The sequence below is a fragment of the Agromyces sp. GXQ0307 genome, assembly GCF_044769845.1.
In the GTDB taxonomy this organism is placed as follows: domain Bacteria; phylum Actinomycetota; class Actinomycetes; order Actinomycetales; family Microbacteriaceae; genus Agromyces.
Window position 1 is genome coordinate 834841 of record NZ_JBIZVY010000001.1, and the last position, 16114, is coordinate 850954.

The 16114-nt window shown below is 72.5% G+C and carries 14 protein-coding genes; 9 read left to right on the forward strand and 5 right to left on the reverse strand.

Going from position 1 to position 16114, the window contains the following annotated elements:
• Positions 1-124 precede the first annotated feature (124 nt).
• A complete protein-coding gene (gene ectB / locus ACIQH8_RS03920; protein WP_400995027.1) occupies positions 125-1399 on the forward strand; it encodes a diaminobutyrate--2-oxoglutarate transaminase in 1275 nt (424 codons plus the stop codon).
• 12 nt (positions 1400-1411) lie between these two features.
• Here ectB and ACIQH8_RS03925 read toward each other — a convergent pair whose 3' ends face one another.
• From ACIQH8_RS03925 to ACIQH8_RS03940, 4 genes are all read right to left on the reverse strand, one after another.
• Positions 1412-2257 carry an alpha/beta hydrolase gene (locus ACIQH8_RS03925; protein ID WP_400995030.1) on the reverse strand — a complete coding sequence of 282 codons (846 nt, stop codon included), beginning with the start codon at positions 2255-2257 and terminating at the stop codon, positions 1412-1414.
• A gap of 71 nt (positions 2258-2328) precedes the next feature.
• Positions 2329-3153, reverse strand: a complete 825-nt coding sequence (locus ACIQH8_RS03930) for an alpha/beta fold hydrolase (RefSeq protein WP_400995032.1) — start codon at positions 3151-3153, stop codon at positions 2329-2331.
• Positions 3154-3280: 127 nt separating this feature from the next.
• Positions 3281-6058, reverse strand: coding sequence for an AAA family ATPase (locus ACIQH8_RS03935; RefSeq protein ID WP_400995035.1), 2778 nt, complete (start codon positions 6056-6058; stop codon positions 3281-3283).
• A gap of 85 nt (positions 6059-6143) precedes the next feature.
• Complete coding sequence (locus ACIQH8_RS03940) at positions 6144-7142, reverse strand: DUF5937 family protein (RefSeq protein WP_400995037.1); 999 nt, start codon at positions 7140-7142, stop codon at positions 6144-6146.
• A 160-nt stretch (positions 7143-7302) separates the two neighbouring features.
• On the opposite strand from ACIQH8_RS03940, the gene ACIQH8_RS03945 reads away from it, so the two are divergent.
• The 8 genes from ACIQH8_RS03945 to ACIQH8_RS03980 all read left to right on the forward strand — a co-directional run bounded on the left by ACIQH8_RS03945 (position 7303) and on the right by ACIQH8_RS03980 (position 14256).
• Positions 7303-7695 (forward strand): cupin domain-containing protein, encoded by a 393-nt coding sequence (locus ACIQH8_RS03945; protein WP_400995039.1) that lies wholly within the window; start codon positions 7303-7305, stop codon positions 7693-7695.
• Positions 7696-7754: 59 nt separating this feature from the next.
• Positions 7755-8045: a DUF4287 domain-containing protein gene (locus tag ACIQH8_RS03950; RefSeq protein WP_400995041.1), complete on the forward strand. Its 291-nt coding sequence runs from the start codon at positions 7755-7757 to the stop codon at positions 8043-8045.
• 98 nt (positions 8046-8143) lie between these two features.
• Positions 8144-9628 (forward strand): carboxylesterase family protein, encoded by a 1485-nt coding sequence (locus ACIQH8_RS03955; protein WP_400995043.1) that lies wholly within the window; start codon positions 8144-8146, stop codon positions 9626-9628.
• Positions 9625-10128, forward strand: coding sequence for an ASCH domain-containing protein (locus tag ACIQH8_RS03960; protein ID WP_400995046.1), 504 nt, complete (start codon positions 9625-9627; stop codon positions 10126-10128). Before ACIQH8_RS03955 ends, ACIQH8_RS03960 begins: the two co-directional genes overlap by 4 nt.
• A 56-nt stretch (positions 10129-10184) precedes the next feature.
• Positions 10185-11126, forward strand: a complete 942-nt coding sequence (locus tag ACIQH8_RS03965) for a hypothetical protein (protein WP_400995048.1) — start codon at positions 10185-10187, stop codon at positions 11124-11126.
• A gap of 2 nt (positions 11127-11128) precedes the next feature.
• A complete protein-coding gene (locus tag ACIQH8_RS03970) occupies positions 11129-11704 on the forward strand; it encodes a GNAT family N-acetyltransferase (protein ID WP_400995050.1) in 576 nt (191 codons plus the stop codon).
• Positions 11705-11740: 36 nt separating this feature from the next.
• Entirely contained in the window at positions 11741-12670 is a 930-nt protein-coding gene (locus ACIQH8_RS03975; RefSeq protein WP_400995052.1) for an ROK family protein, read from the forward strand.
• A gap of 266 nt (positions 12671-12936) precedes the next feature.
• Positions 12937-14256, forward strand: a complete 1320-nt coding sequence (locus tag ACIQH8_RS03980) for an MFS transporter (RefSeq protein WP_400995055.1) — start codon at positions 12937-12939, stop codon at positions 14254-14256.
• 81 nt (positions 14257-14337) lie between these two features.
• Here the strand turns inward: ACIQH8_RS03980 and ACIQH8_RS03985 are convergent, their stop codons facing one another.
• Positions 14338-15879 (reverse strand): SulP family inorganic anion transporter, encoded by a 1542-nt coding sequence (locus ACIQH8_RS03985; protein ID WP_400995057.1) that lies wholly within the window; start codon positions 15877-15879, stop codon positions 14338-14340.
• Positions 15880-16114 lie beyond the last annotated feature (235 nt).

The following is a 16114-nucleotide window of genomic DNA, read 5'->3' on the forward strand; positions in this document are numbered from 1 at the left end:
CAGTGTCACGAGTGGATTCGGTGACGCTCCGGCGAACCGTCGACGGATGCCGCGTGCACGGCACTCCCGGACTGAGGACGTAGTCTCATCTCACCGTCCCTTCCTCGAGAGGAGCCGCCCTGCCATGAGCAGCGCCACCGCCCTGGATGTCTTCGACCGTCACGAGTCCGAGGTGCGCGGCTACGTCCGCGCCTTCCCGACCGTGTTCGACCGGGCCGCGGGCTCGACGCTCGTCGACGCCGACGGCCGCGAGTACCTCGACTTCTTCGCCGGCGCGGGCGTCCTGAACTACGGGCACAACAACCCGGCGTTCACGAGCGCGCTCATCGAGTACCTCGAGCGCGGCGGCATCATCCACGGCCTCGACATGGCGACCTCGGCGAAGAAGGCGTTCATCGAGACGTTCGAGCGCCTCGTGCTCGCCCCCCGCAGTCTCGACCACAAGCTCCAGTTCACCGGACCGACCGGCGCCAACGCCGTCGAGGCGGCACTCAAGGTCGCCCGCCAGGCGACCGGCCGCTCGAACGTCGTCGCGTTCACGAACGCGTTCCACGGCCTGAGCCTCGGCGGGCTCGCGGTCACCGGCAACAGCCACTACCGCGCGGCCGCGGGCGTCGGCCTCGACGACGTCGCACGCCTGCCCTACGACGGGTACCTCGGCCCCGATGTCGACACGCTCGACCTGTTCGAGAAGATGCTCGACGACCCGGGCTCGGGCCTCGACCTGCCCGCGGCGGTCATCGTCGAAGCGGTCCAGGGCGAGGGCGGCATCAACGTCGCGAGCCCCGCCTGGCTGCAGCGGCTCCGCGCGATCACCGAGGCCCGCGGCATCCTGCTCATCCTCGACGAGATCCAGGCCGGTGTCGGCCGCACGGGCGCGTTCTTCGCGTTCGAGGAATCGGGCATCGTGCCCGACATCGTGACCGTGTCGAAGTCCATCTCCGGCTCGGGCCTGCCGATGTCACTCGTCCTGCTCCGACCCGAGGTCGACGTCTGGAAGCCCGGCCAGCACACCGGCACGTTCCGCGGCAACAACCTGGCCTTCATCTCGGCGCGTGTCGCCCTCGAGACCTACTGGGCCGACGGCGCGTTCATGGAGGGCGTCGCCGCGAAGTCGGCCCTCCTCCGCGCCGAGCTCGACGCGATCGCCGCCGAGCACCCGGAGCAGCGTTTCGTCGTGCGCGGCCGCGGCGTCTTCTACGGCATCGCGTGCGACACCGACCGCACGCTCGCCGGTCGCATCTCGAAGGCCGCGTTCGAGCGCGGCCTCGTGATCGAGACGTCGGGCGCCCACGACGAGGTGCTGAAGTTCCTCCCGGCGCTCACGATCACCGAGGACGAGCTGCGGCGCGGCCTCGCGATCGTGCGCGAGAGTCTCGCGGCAGTGCTCGCGCGCTGAGGCGGCGGCACGCTAGCTCGCGGTGACCGCCGACGATCGAGCGTGCGCGAGCGCCCACTCGAGTGCGTGATCGGCGACCTCCTCCCAGCCGGGCTCGGCGCAGATCCAGTGCGAGCGGCCGGGGAACTCGACGTACTCGGTGACGGCGGGCGACTTCGCGTAGTGCTTCGCGTTCGACCGGTTCACCGACGGCGGCATGATGTGATCCTGCTCGCCGCCGATGAAGAGCAGCGGCGCGCGGTCCTTCCCGTAGTCGACCCAGGTCTCCTGGTGGCCGGGCTTGTAGTTCGCGATGAGCCCGTACGCCCAGACCCAGCTCCCCGGCGCGGCGATGGCGTACTTCTCCCACACCACGTCGGAATCCTCCCGCGAGAGCGTGTTGGCGAACGCGTAGTGGAACTCCTCGGGCGTGAAGCCGACCGCCTTGTGCCGGTTCGCCGGGTTCTTCAGCGCCGGGAACAGCGACTTCGCCTGCGAGAGCGGCGTCACGCGCACGCCCTCCGTGGGCGCCGAGTCGACGACGACGGCGGCCGCCCCGAGCCCGCGGGCGAGCAGGAGCTGCGTGAGCGTGCCGCCGAACGAGTGACCGATGATGATCGGCGGCGTCGGCAGCGCCTCGATGACGCCGGCCAGGTGGTCGACGGTCTCGGGGACGGTGAGGTTCGCGATGACGTCGGGGTTCTCGCGCAGCGCCTCGACCTCGATCTCGAAGCCCGGGTAGGCGGGGGTGAGCACGGTGAAGCCCTTGGCCTCGAAGTGGGTCTTCCAGCCCTCCCAGCTGCGCGGCGTCATCCAGAGGCCGTGCACGAGCACGATGGTGTCGGGAGCGGCAGGTGCGGGGGCATTGCGGTCGGTCATGGTCGGTGTCCTTTCGATGCGGTCGTCGGGTCGTCGGGTCGTCGATGGCACGGATGCCGCGGCATCCGTGCTCAGGAATCGATGAATGCGAGCAGGTCGGCGTGCAGCCGATCGCGCTCGGTGTCGGGCAGGCCGTGCGCGCCCTCCTCGTAGACGAGGAGCGTCGCGCCGTCGACCATCGCGGCCGAGCGCTTCCCGCCGACCTCGAACGGCACGATCTGGTCGTCGTCGCCGTGGATCACGAGCGTGGGCACGTCGACCTTCGCGAGGTCGTCGCGGAAGTCGGTCGCCGAGAACGCTGCGATGCACTCGTACGCGGCGCGGTGGCCGCACGCCATCGACTGCAGCCAGAACGCATCGCGCGTGCCCTGCGAGACGTCGTTGTTGCGGTTGTGGCCGAAGAACGGCCCGTCTGCGAGGTCGCGGTAGAGCTGCGAGCGATCGGATGCCTCGCCCGCGCGGATGCCGTCGAACACGTCGATCGGGAGCCCCTCGGGGTTGTCGTCGGTCCGGAGCATGAGCGGCGGCACGGCCGAGACCAGCACGAGCTTCGCGACGCGCGCGCTTCCGTGCCGGCCGAGGTAGTGCACGATCTCGCCGCCGCCCGTGGAGTGGCCGACGAGCGTCAGCTCGGCCAGGTCGAGGTGGTCGATGAGGCACGCGAGGTCGTCGGCGTACGTGTCCATCTCGTTGCCGTGCCAGGTGCGGGTCGAGCGGCCGTGCCCGCGGCGATCGTGCGCGATGGCGCGGTGGCCGTGCTCGGCGAGGAATCGCGCGGCGGCGGCCCAGGCATCCGAGTTCAGCGGCCAGCCGTGGCTGAGCAGCACCGGCGTACCCTCCGAACCCCAGTCGGTGTAGAAGATCTCGGCGCCGTCGTCGGCGGTGACGTAGGGCATTGCGGCCTCCCGGTGGGTTCGAGACGAGCGGATGTCCCATGCTCGCGCCGCGACCGTCCCGGCCGAACCACGTGGAGCGCGTAGTCGTGACGCGGTGGCCCGCGCGCGGCGAGCCGCGCGGGCCGGCTCAGACCGTCGGCAGCCGCTCGGCGAGCTGCTTGCGCGAGGTCACCCCGAGCTTCCGGAACACCTTCCGCAGGTGGTAGTCGACCGTGTTCGCGCTGATGAACAGCGTGCCGCCGATCTCGGCGTTCGTGTGGCCCTGTGCGGCCATGCGCGCGACGGCGTCCTCCTGCGGGGTCAACGCGTCGACCTCCGGCGCCCCGACCTCGTGGCGGAGCACGTGCTCGCCCGTCGCCGCGAGCTCGCGGGCCGCCCTCGCGGCGAACGCCGGTGCCTCGATCTGCGTGAAGACGGCGATCGCCGCGCGGAGCTGCTCGCGCGCCTCGCTTCGGCGCTTCATCCGACGCAGCCATTCGCCGTAGAGGAGGTGGGCCCGTCCGAGGTCGGCTCGCACGGTCGCCAGCGTGAGGTGCTCGATCGATGCGACGTAGTGCGGCTCCGCGTCGGCGTCGTCGGAGAGCAGCGCGGTGCAGCGCTCGGCGACGCCCCGGATCCACGGGGTGCCGCTCTCCGCCGCGAAGAACCGCAGGCGCGCGGCCGCATCGTGCACCCGATCCGGGTGCCCGCTGCGCACACCGGCCTCGACGTACTCGGGCAACTGCTGGTACGTCACCTGCAGGAAGTCGCGGGCGATCATCGGCTCGAATCGGTGGAAGGCGTCGCGATACCGGCCGTCGGCGATCTCCCGGATTCCGAGCCCCGTCATCGCGAGCGTCCACACGCCTCCGAACCCCAACGCGAGCGACTGCTCGGCGATCGCCTCGACCACCTCGGCCGGGGCGCCGGACCAGGCGAGATAGGACGCGTTGACGACCTGTTCGGCGTCGTACCCCATGGCGTGCCTGAGCTCGCGCACCTGCGCGATGTACCTCCCGGACGCGAACGGGCCGCCGTGCAGCAGTTCGAGCAGGCTCAGCAGCCAGAGCGTCGTGTCGAGCACCCGGAGCGCGCCGGCCCGGCCCGCTGCGGCCGCGGTGCGCTCGAGGAGCTCGACGCAGGTGCGCTCGTCCCAGAGCCCCATCGTGAGCGCGACGCCGAAATTACCGAACTCGAGCAGGTCGGCGTCGTCCGCGGACACGAGCATGTCGACGGCCTCGCGCATGATCGGCACGGCCTCGTCGTACGGCAGCAGGATGTGCGCGCCCAGCGCGCGCAGCGCGACCGCCCGTGGCCCGTCCGCGACGAGCGCACCCTCGCTGAGTCGGCGCCCGAGTTCGGGCAGGGTCACGTCCCGCGCCGCCCACTCCGCGGTGAGCAGCACCTCGAACGCGCCGATGAGGGCGCGCTGCTCCAGCTCGGGAACGATGCCGTGGAACAGTTCGGCGGCTCGCAACGAGGTCGCAGAGGCGGTCAGGATCCCCTCGGCATCGGCGACGAAGAGCGCCAGCCCCACACCCAGCATGAGCGCACGGCCCCGGCCGACCGGATCCAGACGCGACGGGTCGGCGGAGGCGAGGAGTTCGCCGGCGAGCTGGACGGCGCCCGCTCCGGCCGCAGCCTCGGCCGCGGACAGCAGCCTCGCGTCGCGTGCGGCCCCCGGCGGCGTCAGTTCGGCCGCACGCGCGAGCAATCGCGCCCTGGAGACCATGCCGCCGCGCTCACCGGCGACATCGGCCGCGCGTTCCATGCGCTCGGCGACCGCGGGATCCGGGCCCGGGGTCGCCTCCGCGGCATGCCAGGCGGCGAGGTCGTGACGACCGCGTTCGAGCATGAGTTCGCCGAGCGCCTCATGGACGCGGCGCCGGTCCGCCGTCGGCATCCCGTGATAGGCGGCGATGCGCACGAGCGGATGCCGGAACGTGATCGTGTCGCGGACGGCGACGAGGCCGGCGCGCTCGGCGGGCGATGCGGCATCCGCCGGGAGCCCCATCCCGCGCGCGGCGGCGTCGATGACCCCGGCGTCCCCCGTCGACTCGGCGGCGGCGACGAGCAGCCAGGTCCGGGTCCGGCTCGGCAGTTCCCGGAGGCGGTCGAGGTAGTGCGCCTCGAGCCGGTGCCCGATCGGGGACGGCGACTCGGCGAGGGACGACGCGGTCAACTCGTCCGCGGTGAAGTCGTGCGCGAGATCGAGGAGGGCGAGCGGGTTTCCCCCCGTCTCCTCGGCGATGCGCATCGCGAGGTAGGGGTCGATCGGCTCGTCCGATGACCGGTTCAGCAGCCGGACGGCATCGATGGGCTCCAGTCCGCCGAGCTCGAGCGTGGCCACACCGGCGACGGCAGCGGGATCCAGCACGTCCGCGCGGGCGGCGAGGAGCAGCACGACGCGCTCGGCCTGGAGCCGGCGGGCGAGGAACGCGAGCACCTCGAGCGACTCGGCGTCCAGGTGATGGGCGTCGTCGACGACCAACGCGACCGGCTCGACCTCACCGGCGGCGGCGACCAGCGACAGCATGCCGAGCCCGACCAGGTACCGATCCGGCGGATCGCCGCGGTCGAGACCGGCCGCGATGCGCAGCGCCGCGGACTGGCGCGGCGGCAGGTCGCCCACATGCCGCGCGAACGGCGTCCCGAGCCGCTGGAGCGCGGCGTACGGCATCGCCGACTCCGCCTCGAAACCGTCGGCGCGCACGACGCGCAGGCCGTGGGCCGTCCGGACGGCCTCCTCGAGGATCGTGCTCTTGCCGATCCCCGGTTCGCCGCGGATGAGGAGGGCCCCACCCCGTCCGTTCCGGGCGCCGCCGAGCAGCGCACCGAGGCGTTCGAGCTCGGGAGCGCGTCCGAGGATGGGCGGGGAGTCGACGGCGATGGGGACACCGTATCCGTGCGCCGCGCCGCCGTCCATGGGAATCCGTGCGGCCGATCGCCGCGGACCGCCGCGGATCGCCGCGGGTCGCCGCGGGTCGCCGCGGGTCGCCGCGGGCGGCCGCTCAGATCGCCGCGCCGACGAGCGCCTCGCCGAGCGGGGTGCGCCGGTGGAGCATGCGCGAGCCGTCGCGAGTGCTCGCCACGAGGCCCGCGTCGCGGAGCACGCGCAGATGGTGCGACGCCGTCGAGATCGCGAGTCCCGAGTCCGCAGCGACCTGCGAGGTGGTGCGGGCGTCGTGCGCGGCGAGCAGGATGCCGGCCCTCGCGGAGCCGAGGAGCGCCGCGAGCGCCTCGGCGAGCGCCGCGGCATCCGTCGCCCAGTTCTCGGTCACGCCCTGGGCCGGGTAGAAGAGCGTCGGCTGCGCGGGCGGCTCGGTGAGCACGCTGCAGCGGCCGCCGCCGAGCACCGACGGCACGAGCACGATCCCCGAGCCGCGGCAGTCGAGCACCTCGGAGTGCTGCGTGAGCTCCACGCGGAGGGCTCCCTCGTGCCACTCGACCGTGTGATGCAGGCCCGTCGCCATCGAGGCGATGCCGTCGGTCGCGATGCGCCGAGCGCGCACCGCGATGTCGGCGCGCAGGATGCGCTCGAGCTGCGGCCACACCGGCTCGACGAGCGCCGCCCACAGCTCGAGCCAGGCGTCGGCGATCATCGCCCGCGCGCGCGGCAGGTCGTCGAGCATGCGCAGCACGGCCCGCTGCCGGGCACCCGTCGATCGGACGACGACCTTGCCGAGGTCGACCCGTATGAGCTCGTCGGGCACCTCGCGCAGCCGCGCGGCCTCGTCGGCGGGCTCGAGATCCCAGGTCGGGGTGGTCGTGAGGAAGTCGGGGAAGTACCCGGATTCGCGCACGAGCACCGCGAACAGCTCGAACGCCTCGCGCGGCACGCGGTCGCGCACGCCCCGCAGCCAGCCCCACTGCATCGGATGTTCCGCCGGACGCTGCAGCACCCGGACCGCGTGGCACACCTCGTGCCCCGGCGACACCCCGAAGCGGATCGCCGACACGTCGCCCGGCGCCAGCCGGAAGTCCACGTACCGGTGCTCCCCGTTCCCCACGCGACCAGCATTCCACGATCGACCGGGATGTTTCGATCCTGATCGAAACAGTTCCCGAGCGGGTGCCGCGGCGGGAGCCTTGCACCAGGCGATGCGGCACCCGCCCGACGGGCGCGAGCCGCAGCATCCGTCACCACCACCGACCACGAAACGAGGCGCCATGAACCCCGCAGAGATCACCCTCGCCCCGACCACGTCGGCGCCGACCGGCGATGTCGTCGTCACGGCCGAGTCGCTCCGAATCGGCACCGGTCGCACGCGCCGGTTCGTCGGCCTCGACCACGGCGCCGGCATCTCGTACTTCTTCGTCGACAACGAGCCCGGAGAGGGGCCCGGGCTGCACTGGCATCCGTACACCGAGACCTGGGTCGTGCTCGACGGTACGGCCGAGATCACGATGGGCGAGCGCCGGATCATCGCCACGGCCGGCGACACCGCCACGGTGCCCGCAGGCGTCTGGCACCGATTCGAGAACGTCGGCGAGGGCCGCCTGCAGGTGCTGTGCATCCACGCATCCGCCGTCATCGTGCAGACCTGGGCCGACGAGGATTGACGCCGCCACCGATCACCCACCACCCACCACCCAGCACCCCGCGAAGAAGGAGCACCGCCATGTCGTTCCAGGCCTACCTCGACAACATCGAGGCCAAGACCGGGCTCACGCCCCGCCAGTTCGTCGCCCTCGCCGAGGAGAAGGGCTTCGGCCCCGGCACGAAGGCGACACCCATCGTGCAGTGGCTGGCCGAGGACTACGACCTCGGCCGCGGCCACGCGATGGCACTCGTGCACGTCATCACGAAGGGGCCGCAGATCAGTGCGAAGCACGTCGACAGCGGCGGCACGCACAGCGACCCGACCGATGAGCTCTGGCTCGACGGGGCGGCGACGAACCCGCATCGCTGAGTCGTGCGCTGCGCGCGAGCCCGTATTCGGGTCGTCCCGCTACGCTGGCGACGCACCCGCACGGACCGTCCGGGCGGGCTCGCGCAGGAGTCGACCCTATGACCCAGACCGACCCGAACACGCAGACCGACCCGGACAACCGGGCCGACCCGAACACGCAGGCCGACGCGCCCACGCAGGCCGACGAGAACACGCGGGCCGACGAGGCCCGGGCCGCGGAGCAGCTCCCCCCGACCGCCGCCGCGCCCGGCGGCGAGCCGATCGAGTTCCCCACCTCGCTCGGCGCCTTCCCCGCACTGCGGGGCGACGGCGTGGTGCGCGTGCGCAACGTCCGGTACGCGACGGCGGGTCGGTTCGAGGCGCCGGTCCCGGCCGCGATCCGGCCCGACGAGGCATCCGCTCGCCGGACCCAGCGGATCGCGTGCCCGCAGCCGCCGAGCCCCAGCGACGAACTGCTCGGCCGGCCGCTCCGCGGCGTCGAGTCCGACGAGGACTGCCTGCGGCTCTCGATCACCCTCCCTGACGACGCGCCCGACGAGCCGATGCCGGTGCTCGTCTGGGTGCACGGCGGCTCCCACGTGTCGGGCGCCGGCGACCTCGCCGGGTACGACCCCGCGGCGATCGTCCGCGAGCAGGGCGTCGTCGTCGTCGCGGTGACCTCGCGCCTGGGGCTCCTGGGGTACCCGACGGACGACGCGCACCCGGCGAACCTGGGACTGCTCGATCTCATCGCCGCCTTCCGGTGGGTGGGCGAGCACATCGCCGCGTTCGGCGGCGACCCCGCGCGCATCACGGCCGTCGGGCAGTCCTCCGGCGGCGACGCACTCGCGCACCTCATCGCCGCCGACGGCGCGCGCGGACTCTTCCACCGGGTCATCCTGCAGAGCGCGCCGTTCGGCATCCGAACCGGGCGCGCCGAGATGCAGCGACGGATGGCCGAGGCCGCCGGTCCGCTCGACCCGGGCGCATCGCTCGACGACCTCTTCGAGGCCCAGGCGCGCGCGAAGGCCGCGGCGGCCGGATCGGGCCTGCGCTCGGCGATGCCGTTCGGTCCTCGCGCGGGTGCTGCGCCGTTGCCCGCAGAGGACCGCATCGAGGCCGCGTGGCGCGAGCACGCGGCCGATCTCGAGGTGCTCGTCACCTGGAACCGCGACGAGACCGCGTTCTTCTTCGAGATCGACCCGAAGCTCGCGGCGCTGGCCGCGAAGCCGGTCGTCGGCCCGATCCTCCGCCGGCTGCTCGTGACGCGCACGACGAACGCCGTCTACCGCACGGGCGCACGACGATTCGCCCGCATCGTCGCCGACGGCGGCGCCGAGGTGCGGACCGCCGAGTTCGACGGGCACCCCGACGGCAGCCGCATCGGATCGGCGCACGCGATCGAGGTCGCGCTGCTGTTCCCGGCCGTCGAGGCCTGGGAGGGCGCACCGCTCGTCGCGCCGGACGGCGCCCGGAACCTCGTCGCGGCGGGCGCCGCGCTGCGCGCGGCCTGGGCCGAGTTCGCGCGGACCGGGGCGTTCCCGGCCGGGTACGTCCCCACCGGTCACGGCTGGGCGGGCAGCCTGCTGGCGAGGCGAGTGTGAACGCCGAGAACGCCCCCGTCGACGAGGCCGCCGCGGCAGCGCTCTGGGACGAGTACCGAGCTGCTCGCCCCGATCGCGCGCTCGACACGGAACCCCCGAGCGTCGAGGTGTTCGGCGACCACCCGGCGCTCACCGACGAGTTGCTCGGGCTCGTGCTCGACGGCACGAAGCGGGCGACCGCCTCGCTCGTGGCGGAGTTCCGACACGAGCAGCAGCCGCTCCCCCGGGTCGGCAGCCACTGGATCGCCTGCGACTCGGCCGGCCGGCCGCGTGCGATCCTCCGCAGCACCGAGCTCCGGATCGGTCCGTTCTCGAGCGTCGACGCCGCGTTCGCGTACGACGAGGGCGAGGACGACCGCACGCGCGAATCGTGGGTCGACCACCATCGCCGGTACTGGCAGCGGGTCTGCCCCGGCATCGGCGTCGAGTGGCACGACGGCCTCGACGTGGTGTTCGAACGGTTCGAGGTCGCCTGGCCGCCGGAGGTCGCCGACCGCTGAAGCCCCGATGCCGGGCACTGCCGGTCGATGTCGGTGGCACGGGCGAGCATGGTCGCATGCGCGACGATGTCATCACCTGGCTCCTCGACGGCGACCCGAGCGTGCGGTGGCAGGTCCTGCGCGACCTGCAGGGGGCTCCCGACGACGCCGTCGCCACCGAACGCGCCCGCGTCGCGACCGAGGGGTGGGGCGCCGAGCTCCTGTCGGTCCAGGCCGACGACGGCTACTGGGGCGGCCACGTCTACGGCCCGGATCGCGAGCGCGACTCGGTCATGTGGACCCTGCAGGTCCTGCGCAACCTCGGAGTTCCGCCCGACGCGGCGCCCGTGCGCACGGCGGTCGACCGGGTCGTAGGGGGCGTGGTGTGGGCCGAGTTCGACGACCTGCCGTACTTCAGCGGCGAGGTCGAGGAGTGCGTGAACGGCGGCGTCCTGGCCAACGCCGCGTACTTCGGCGTGCTCGGCGATGGGAGCGACCGCATCGTCGCACGCCTGCTCGACGAGGTGCTTCCGGACGGCGGGTGGAACTGCGAGCCGGCCGACGAGTCGCAGCGCTCGTCGTTCGATTCGACGTTGTGCGTGATCGAGGGGCTGCTCGCCTACGAGCGGGCGACCGGGTCGGTCGATGCGGCGGTGACCGACGCCCGTCGCGGCGGCGAGGAGTACCTGCTCGAGCGCAGCCTCTTCCGCCGCAAGTCGACCGGAGAACTCGTCACGCCGCGATACACGAACTTCACGTTCCCGACGTACTGGTTCTACGACGTGCTGCGCGCGCTCGACCACTTCCGCGACGCGGGCGGCCCTGCCGACGCCCGGTTGCAGGCCGCGCTCGACCTCGTCCTCGAGCAGCGCGCCCCCGACGGCCGCTGGCCCGCCGGCACGCCCTGGCCGGGCAAGCACCGGTACGAGATCGATGCGCCGGAGGGCGAGCCGAGCCCGTGGAACACGCTGCGCGCGATGCGCGTGCTGCGCTGGGCCGACCCCGGTTCGCTCGACTGACCATGGGGATCGAGGTACGGGCGGCGTCCGTCTTCGACGACGTCGCCGCCGTCGTCGGGCCGAAGCGGCCCGACGCGAGCGTGTGCTGGTGCCTGAGCTACCGGCTGACGTCGTCGACGGAGAACCGGGCGCTCACCGGCCCGGAGCGAGGCGACCGCGTACGCGAGCTCTGCGCGGAGGTTCCCGCGCCGGGCGTGATCGCGTACGACGGCGACGAGCCGGTCGGCTGGGCGGCGGTGCACCCGCGCGCCGACACGAGCTTCGCCACGAACCGGCGCATCCCCCACGTCGACGACCTCGACGTGTGGTCGCTGTGGTGCGTCCGCGTCCGCCCAGGGCACCGCAAGCAGGGCATCTCGCACCACCTCATCGAGGGCGCCGTCGCGTTCGCGCGCGAGCACGGCGCTCCGATGGTCGAGGCGTACCCGGTCGACAACCGCGGCGAGAAGGTCGACCTCACGATGGCCTACGTCGGCACACGCGCCGCGTTCGAGCGCGCCGGCTTCGTGAAGGCCGCCGACACGACGAGCGTCCTGAACGGGTTCCCGCGCGTGCTCATGCGCCTCGATCTGCGCTGAGTGCGCACGCCCCTCGTTCCACGGCATGATCGATGCATGCCTCCCGCGTCGCCGGCGTCCGCCGTCGCCCTCGCCGTCGACATCGGCGGCACCAAGGTCGATGCGGCCCTCGTCGACGCCGGGGGCCGCATCGTGGAGGGCAGCCGCCACCGCGCGCCCACGGGGTCGGGGCAGACCCCGGAGACGTTCGCGGCCGCGATCGCCTCGGTCTGCGAACGGGCGACGGATGCAGCGGGGCCGGAGCACCGGCTCCTCGGCGTCGGCGTCGGCACGGCCGGCCCGCTGCTCGGCGACGGCACGCACGTCTCACCGCTGAACATGCCCGGCATCCGCGACCTGCCGCTCGTGCCCACGGTCGAGCGCTTCGCGGGCGGGGCTCCGGTGCGGGTCGCGCTCGACGGCACCTGCATCGCGCTCGCCGAAGTGCGGTTCGGCGCCCTCCGCGGGGTGCGGAACGGCATCGCGATGGTCGTGTCGACCGGGATCGGCGGCGGCATCGTGGTCGACGGGCGCGTGATCCGAGGTGACACGGGCAACGCCGGGCACGTCGGGCAGGCCTGGGTGCGTCGTCCCTCCCCTGACGACCCGGTGGCGGCGACCGTCGAAGCGGTCGCCTCGGGTCCGGCGACGGTCCGGTGGGCGAACGCGCACGGCTGGGAGGGCGCCGACGGGCTCGCGCTCGCCGCCGACCATCGCGCGGGGCACCCCGTCGCCGTGCAGGCGGTGCACCGGTCGGCGCGGGCCGTCGGCGAGGCGATCGCATCGTTCGGCGCGCTGCTCGACGTCACGACCGTCGCGATCGGCGGCGGCTTCTCCCGGGTCGCCGACGACTACCTCGCGCTCGTCGAGGCGGCGGCGCACCGGTGCGCCGTGCTGCCCGCCGCACGCGAGGTGCGGGTCGTGCCCGCCGAGCTCGGGGACGACGCACCGCTCGTCGGCGCCGCACTGCTCGCGTTCGCGGACTGAGCGCTCGCAGTTCGCAGGACGAGACGCGCCTCGGGGGCGCCCACGACGGTATCGGAGCGCTGGTCCTGCGAATTCGCGCGACCGGCCGCCACGAGGCATCCGTTCGTCGCACGTGGACCGCCGTTCGTCGCAGGGGGCTACCGCTCGACGAGCCGGGTGCGCTATGGTCGGTTTTCCAACCGAACGATCGGTCGGGAAACCCCGCACCGGCGCACCACCCCCGCGCCGACCCCCGTTCCAACCCTGCACAGAACAACGGAGTTCGCATGACTGCAACCGCCCAGGAAACGACGCGCACCGGGAGGATGTCCCGCGAGGAGCGCAAGGTCCTCGCCGGAACCCTCGTGGGTACGTCCATCGAGTGGTACGACTTCTTCATCTACGCCCAGGCGGCCGGCCTCGTGCTCGCGCCGCTCTTCCTCGCCCCGCTCGCCGAGTCGAACCCGACGCTCGCGCAGGTGCTCGCCTTCGCGACGATCGGCATCTCGTTCCTCTTCCGCCCGCTCGGCGCGGTCGTCGCCGGCTGGCTCGGCGACAAGCTCGGGCGCAAGAAGATGCTCGTCTTCACGCTCATCCTCATGGGCCTGTCGACCTCGCTCATCGGCTTCCTGCCGACCTACGCCGCCATCGGCATCGCGGCGCCGATCCTGCTGATCACGCTGCGCATCCTGCAGGGTTTCTCCGCGGGCGGCGAGTGGGGCGGCGCGGCGCTCATGTCGGTCGAGCACGCCCCCACGGGCAAGCGCGGCTTCTTCGGCGCCTTCCCGCAGATCGGCGTCCCCGTCGGCATGATCCTCGCGACCTTCACGCTCTGGATCATCACCTCGACCATGTCGCCCGAGGCGTTCATGGAGTGGGGCTGGCGCATCCCGTTCATGCTCTCGATCGTGCTCATCGTCGTCGGCTACCTGATCCGCCGCGCGGTCGAGGAGAGCCCGGTCTTCAAGGAGCTCCAGGAGCGCAAGCAGGAGTCCTCGGCCCCGCTCAAGGAGCTCTTCCGCAGCAACACGAAGAACGTGATCCTCACCGCCGTCATCTTCATCGCGAACAACGCGGCCGGCTACCTGCTCATCGCGTACTTCGCCACGTACGCCGTCACCGCGCTCGGCATGGACCGCCCGTCGGTGCTGCTCGCCACGACGTTCGCCTCGTTCGGCTGGCTGATCTTCACGCTGTGGGGCGGACGCCTCTCCGACCGGCTGGGCCGCATCCGCACCTTCCAGATCGGGTACGTGTTCCTCGCGCTCTGGGCGATCCCGATGTGGTTCCTCATCGACACCGGCAACATCGTCTGGTACTTCGTGGCGCTGTTCCTGATGACCTTCGGCCTCGGCCTCTCGTACGGCCCCCAGGCCGCGCTCTACGCCGAGATGTTCCCGGCGAAGGTGCGCTACTCGGGCGTCTCGATCGGCTACGCACTGGGTGCCATCCTCGGCGGCGCGTTCGCCCCGATGATCGCCGCGGCCCTGCTCGGCGAGACGGGTCAGTCGTGGACGATCGGCCTCTACATCGCTATCGCCGCGGTCATCTCGCTGATCGGCGTCTCGATGGTCAAGGAGACCAAGGACGTCGACCTGAGCGCGTGATCTCCTGAACGACGGCGAGAGGCGGATGCCGCGTGGCATCCGCCTCTCGTCGTGTCGCGCCCGGCACTCGCCGCCGGAGCGTCAGTGCCCGGCGCCGAGCCGTCCGGCGAGTCGGGCATGCATCGCGGAGCTCGCCTCGTTCAACCCCTCGATGTCGACCCGGGTGCCGTGGCGCTCGTACTTCGTGGTGATCGCGTCGAGCGCCGCGACCGTCGAGGCGTCCCAGATGTGCGACGCCGACAGGTCGATCACGACGCGTTCCGGGTCGTCGGCGTACTCGAACTGCGTGGTGAGGTCGTTCGACGACGCGAAGAAGAGCTCGCCGTCGACCCGGTAGTACGCGGTCGGCACGGCCTCGTCGAGCTCGAGCCGACGGGTCACGGTCGCGACGTGCGCGACGCGACGGGCGAAGGCGACCATCGCCACGAGCACGCCGACGATCACGCCGATCGCGAGGTTGTGCGTCGCGACCACCACGACGACGGTCGCGACCATGACGGTCGTCTCCGACTTCGGCATGCGCCGCAGGGTCGACCAGCGCACCGAGTGCCAGTCGAAGGTCGCGACCGAGACCATGACCATGACGGCGACGAGCGCGGCCATCGGGATGATCGCGACGAGGTCGCCGAGCCCGACGACGAGGATCAGCAGGAACACGCCGGCGAGGAACGTCGAGATGCGCGTCCGCGCTCCCGAGACCTTCACGTTGATCATCGTCTGGCCGATCATCGCGCACCCGCCCATGCCGCCGAAGAGGCCCGAGAGCATGTTGGCGACGCCCTGGCCGAGCGCCTCGCGCGTCTTGCCCGACCCCGTGTCGGTGAGATCGTCGACGAGCTTCGCCGTCATCAGCGACTCGAGGAGGCCGACGAGGGCCATCGCGAGCGCGAACGGCGCGATCGTCGCGAACGTGTCCCACGTGAGCGGGACGTCGGGGATGAACAGCTCGGGCAGGCTCTCGGGGAGCGCGCCCTCGTCGCCGACGGTCGGCACCTGCCACCCGGCGGCGACGACGACGACCGTGAGCACGACGATCGCGATGAGCGGCGCGGGCACGGCCTTCGTGAGGCGCGGGACCCCGACCATGATCACGAGCCCTGCGGCGACCAGCGGGTACACGAGCCACGGCACGCCGACCAGGTGCGGGAGTTGGGCGGCGAAGATGAGGATGGCGAGCGAGTTGACGAAGCCGACCATGACGCTGCGCGGGATGAAGCGCATGAGCTTCGCGACCCCGAGCGCACCGAGCACGAGCTGGAACACGCCGGCGAGGATCACCGTCGCGATGAAGTAGTCCATGCCGTGGTCGCGCGCGACGGGCGCGATGACGAGCGCCACGGCGCCCGTGGCCGCGCTGATCATCGCCGGGCGCCCGCCGAGGACCGCGATCGACACCGCCATCACGAACGACGAGAAGAGGCCGACGCGCGGGTCGACGCCCGCGATGATCGAGAACGAGATCGCCTCGGGGATCAGCGCGAGGGCGACGACCAGGCCGGCGAGCACTTCGCGCGTGAGCAGGCGGGGTGTGCGCAGCGCGGTCAGTACGGTCGGCTGGTCGCGGGTGCGGGTGCGGCCCGGTGCGGGCGTGGTGGTGTCGTCGGTGCGCACGGGCGCGGACATGGGGATCTCCGATCGGCGGGCTCGGCTGGAGCCGGTGGATGTCGAGTGGCGCCCCGTCGCGCGCGGCCCGTGCGGGCCCGGGCCGGCCCCGGGCGGATGCCGCAGGCCGACCTGCCACTGTACCCGCTCGTCGCGGGGCCGCCGACTCGAGCGCCGTCACAGGTCGTTGCGGACGGTCGGCGCGCGCCGATACGTTGAGGTTTCGTCAGAACTCCGCTTCGGGGGGAGTGTGAGA

Excerpts from the sequence above, each read along its gene's own strand:
- ectB (WP_400995027.1), top strand. The coding sequence starts at position 125 with ATGAGCAGCGCCACCGCCCTGGATGTCTTCGACCGTCACGAGTCCGAG.
- ACIQH8_RS03925 (WP_400995030.1), bottom strand. The coding sequence starts at position 2,257 with ATGACCGACCGCAATGCCCCCGCACCTGCCGCTCCCGACACCATCGTG.
- ACIQH8_RS03930 (WP_400995032.1), bottom strand. The coding sequence starts at position 3,153 with ATGCCCTACGTCACCGCCGACGACGGCGCCGAGATCTTCTACACCGAC.
- ACIQH8_RS03935 (WP_400995035.1), bottom strand. The coding sequence starts at position 6,058 with ATGGACGGCGGCGCGGCGCACGGATACGGTGTCCCCATCGCCGTCGAC.
- ACIQH8_RS03945 (WP_400995039.1), top strand. The coding sequence starts at position 7,303 with ATGAACCCCGCAGAGATCACCCTCGCCCCGACCACGTCGGCGCCGACC.
- ACIQH8_RS03950 (WP_400995041.1), top strand. The coding sequence starts at position 7,755 with ATGTCGTTCCAGGCCTACCTCGACAACATCGAGGCCAAGACCGGGCTC.
- ACIQH8_RS03955 (WP_400995043.1), top strand. The coding sequence starts at position 8,144 with ATGACCCAGACCGACCCGAACACGCAGACCGACCCGGACAACCGGGCC.
- ACIQH8_RS03965 (WP_400995048.1), top strand. The coding sequence starts at position 10,185 with ATGCGCGACGATGTCATCACCTGGCTCCTCGACGGCGACCCGAGCGTG.
- ACIQH8_RS03970 (WP_400995050.1), top strand. The coding sequence starts at position 11,129 with ATGGGGATCGAGGTACGGGCGGCGTCCGTCTTCGACGACGTCGCCGCC.
- ACIQH8_RS03975 (WP_400995052.1), top strand. The coding sequence starts at position 11,741 with ATGCCTCCCGCGTCGCCGGCGTCCGCCGTCGCCCTCGCCGTCGACATC.
- ACIQH8_RS03980 (WP_400995055.1), top strand. The coding sequence starts at position 12,937 with ATGACTGCAACCGCCCAGGAAACGACGCGCACCGGGAGGATGTCCCGC.
- ACIQH8_RS03985 (WP_400995057.1), bottom strand. The coding sequence starts at position 15,879 with ATGTCCGCGCCCGTGCGCACCGACGACACCACCACGCCCGCACCGGGC.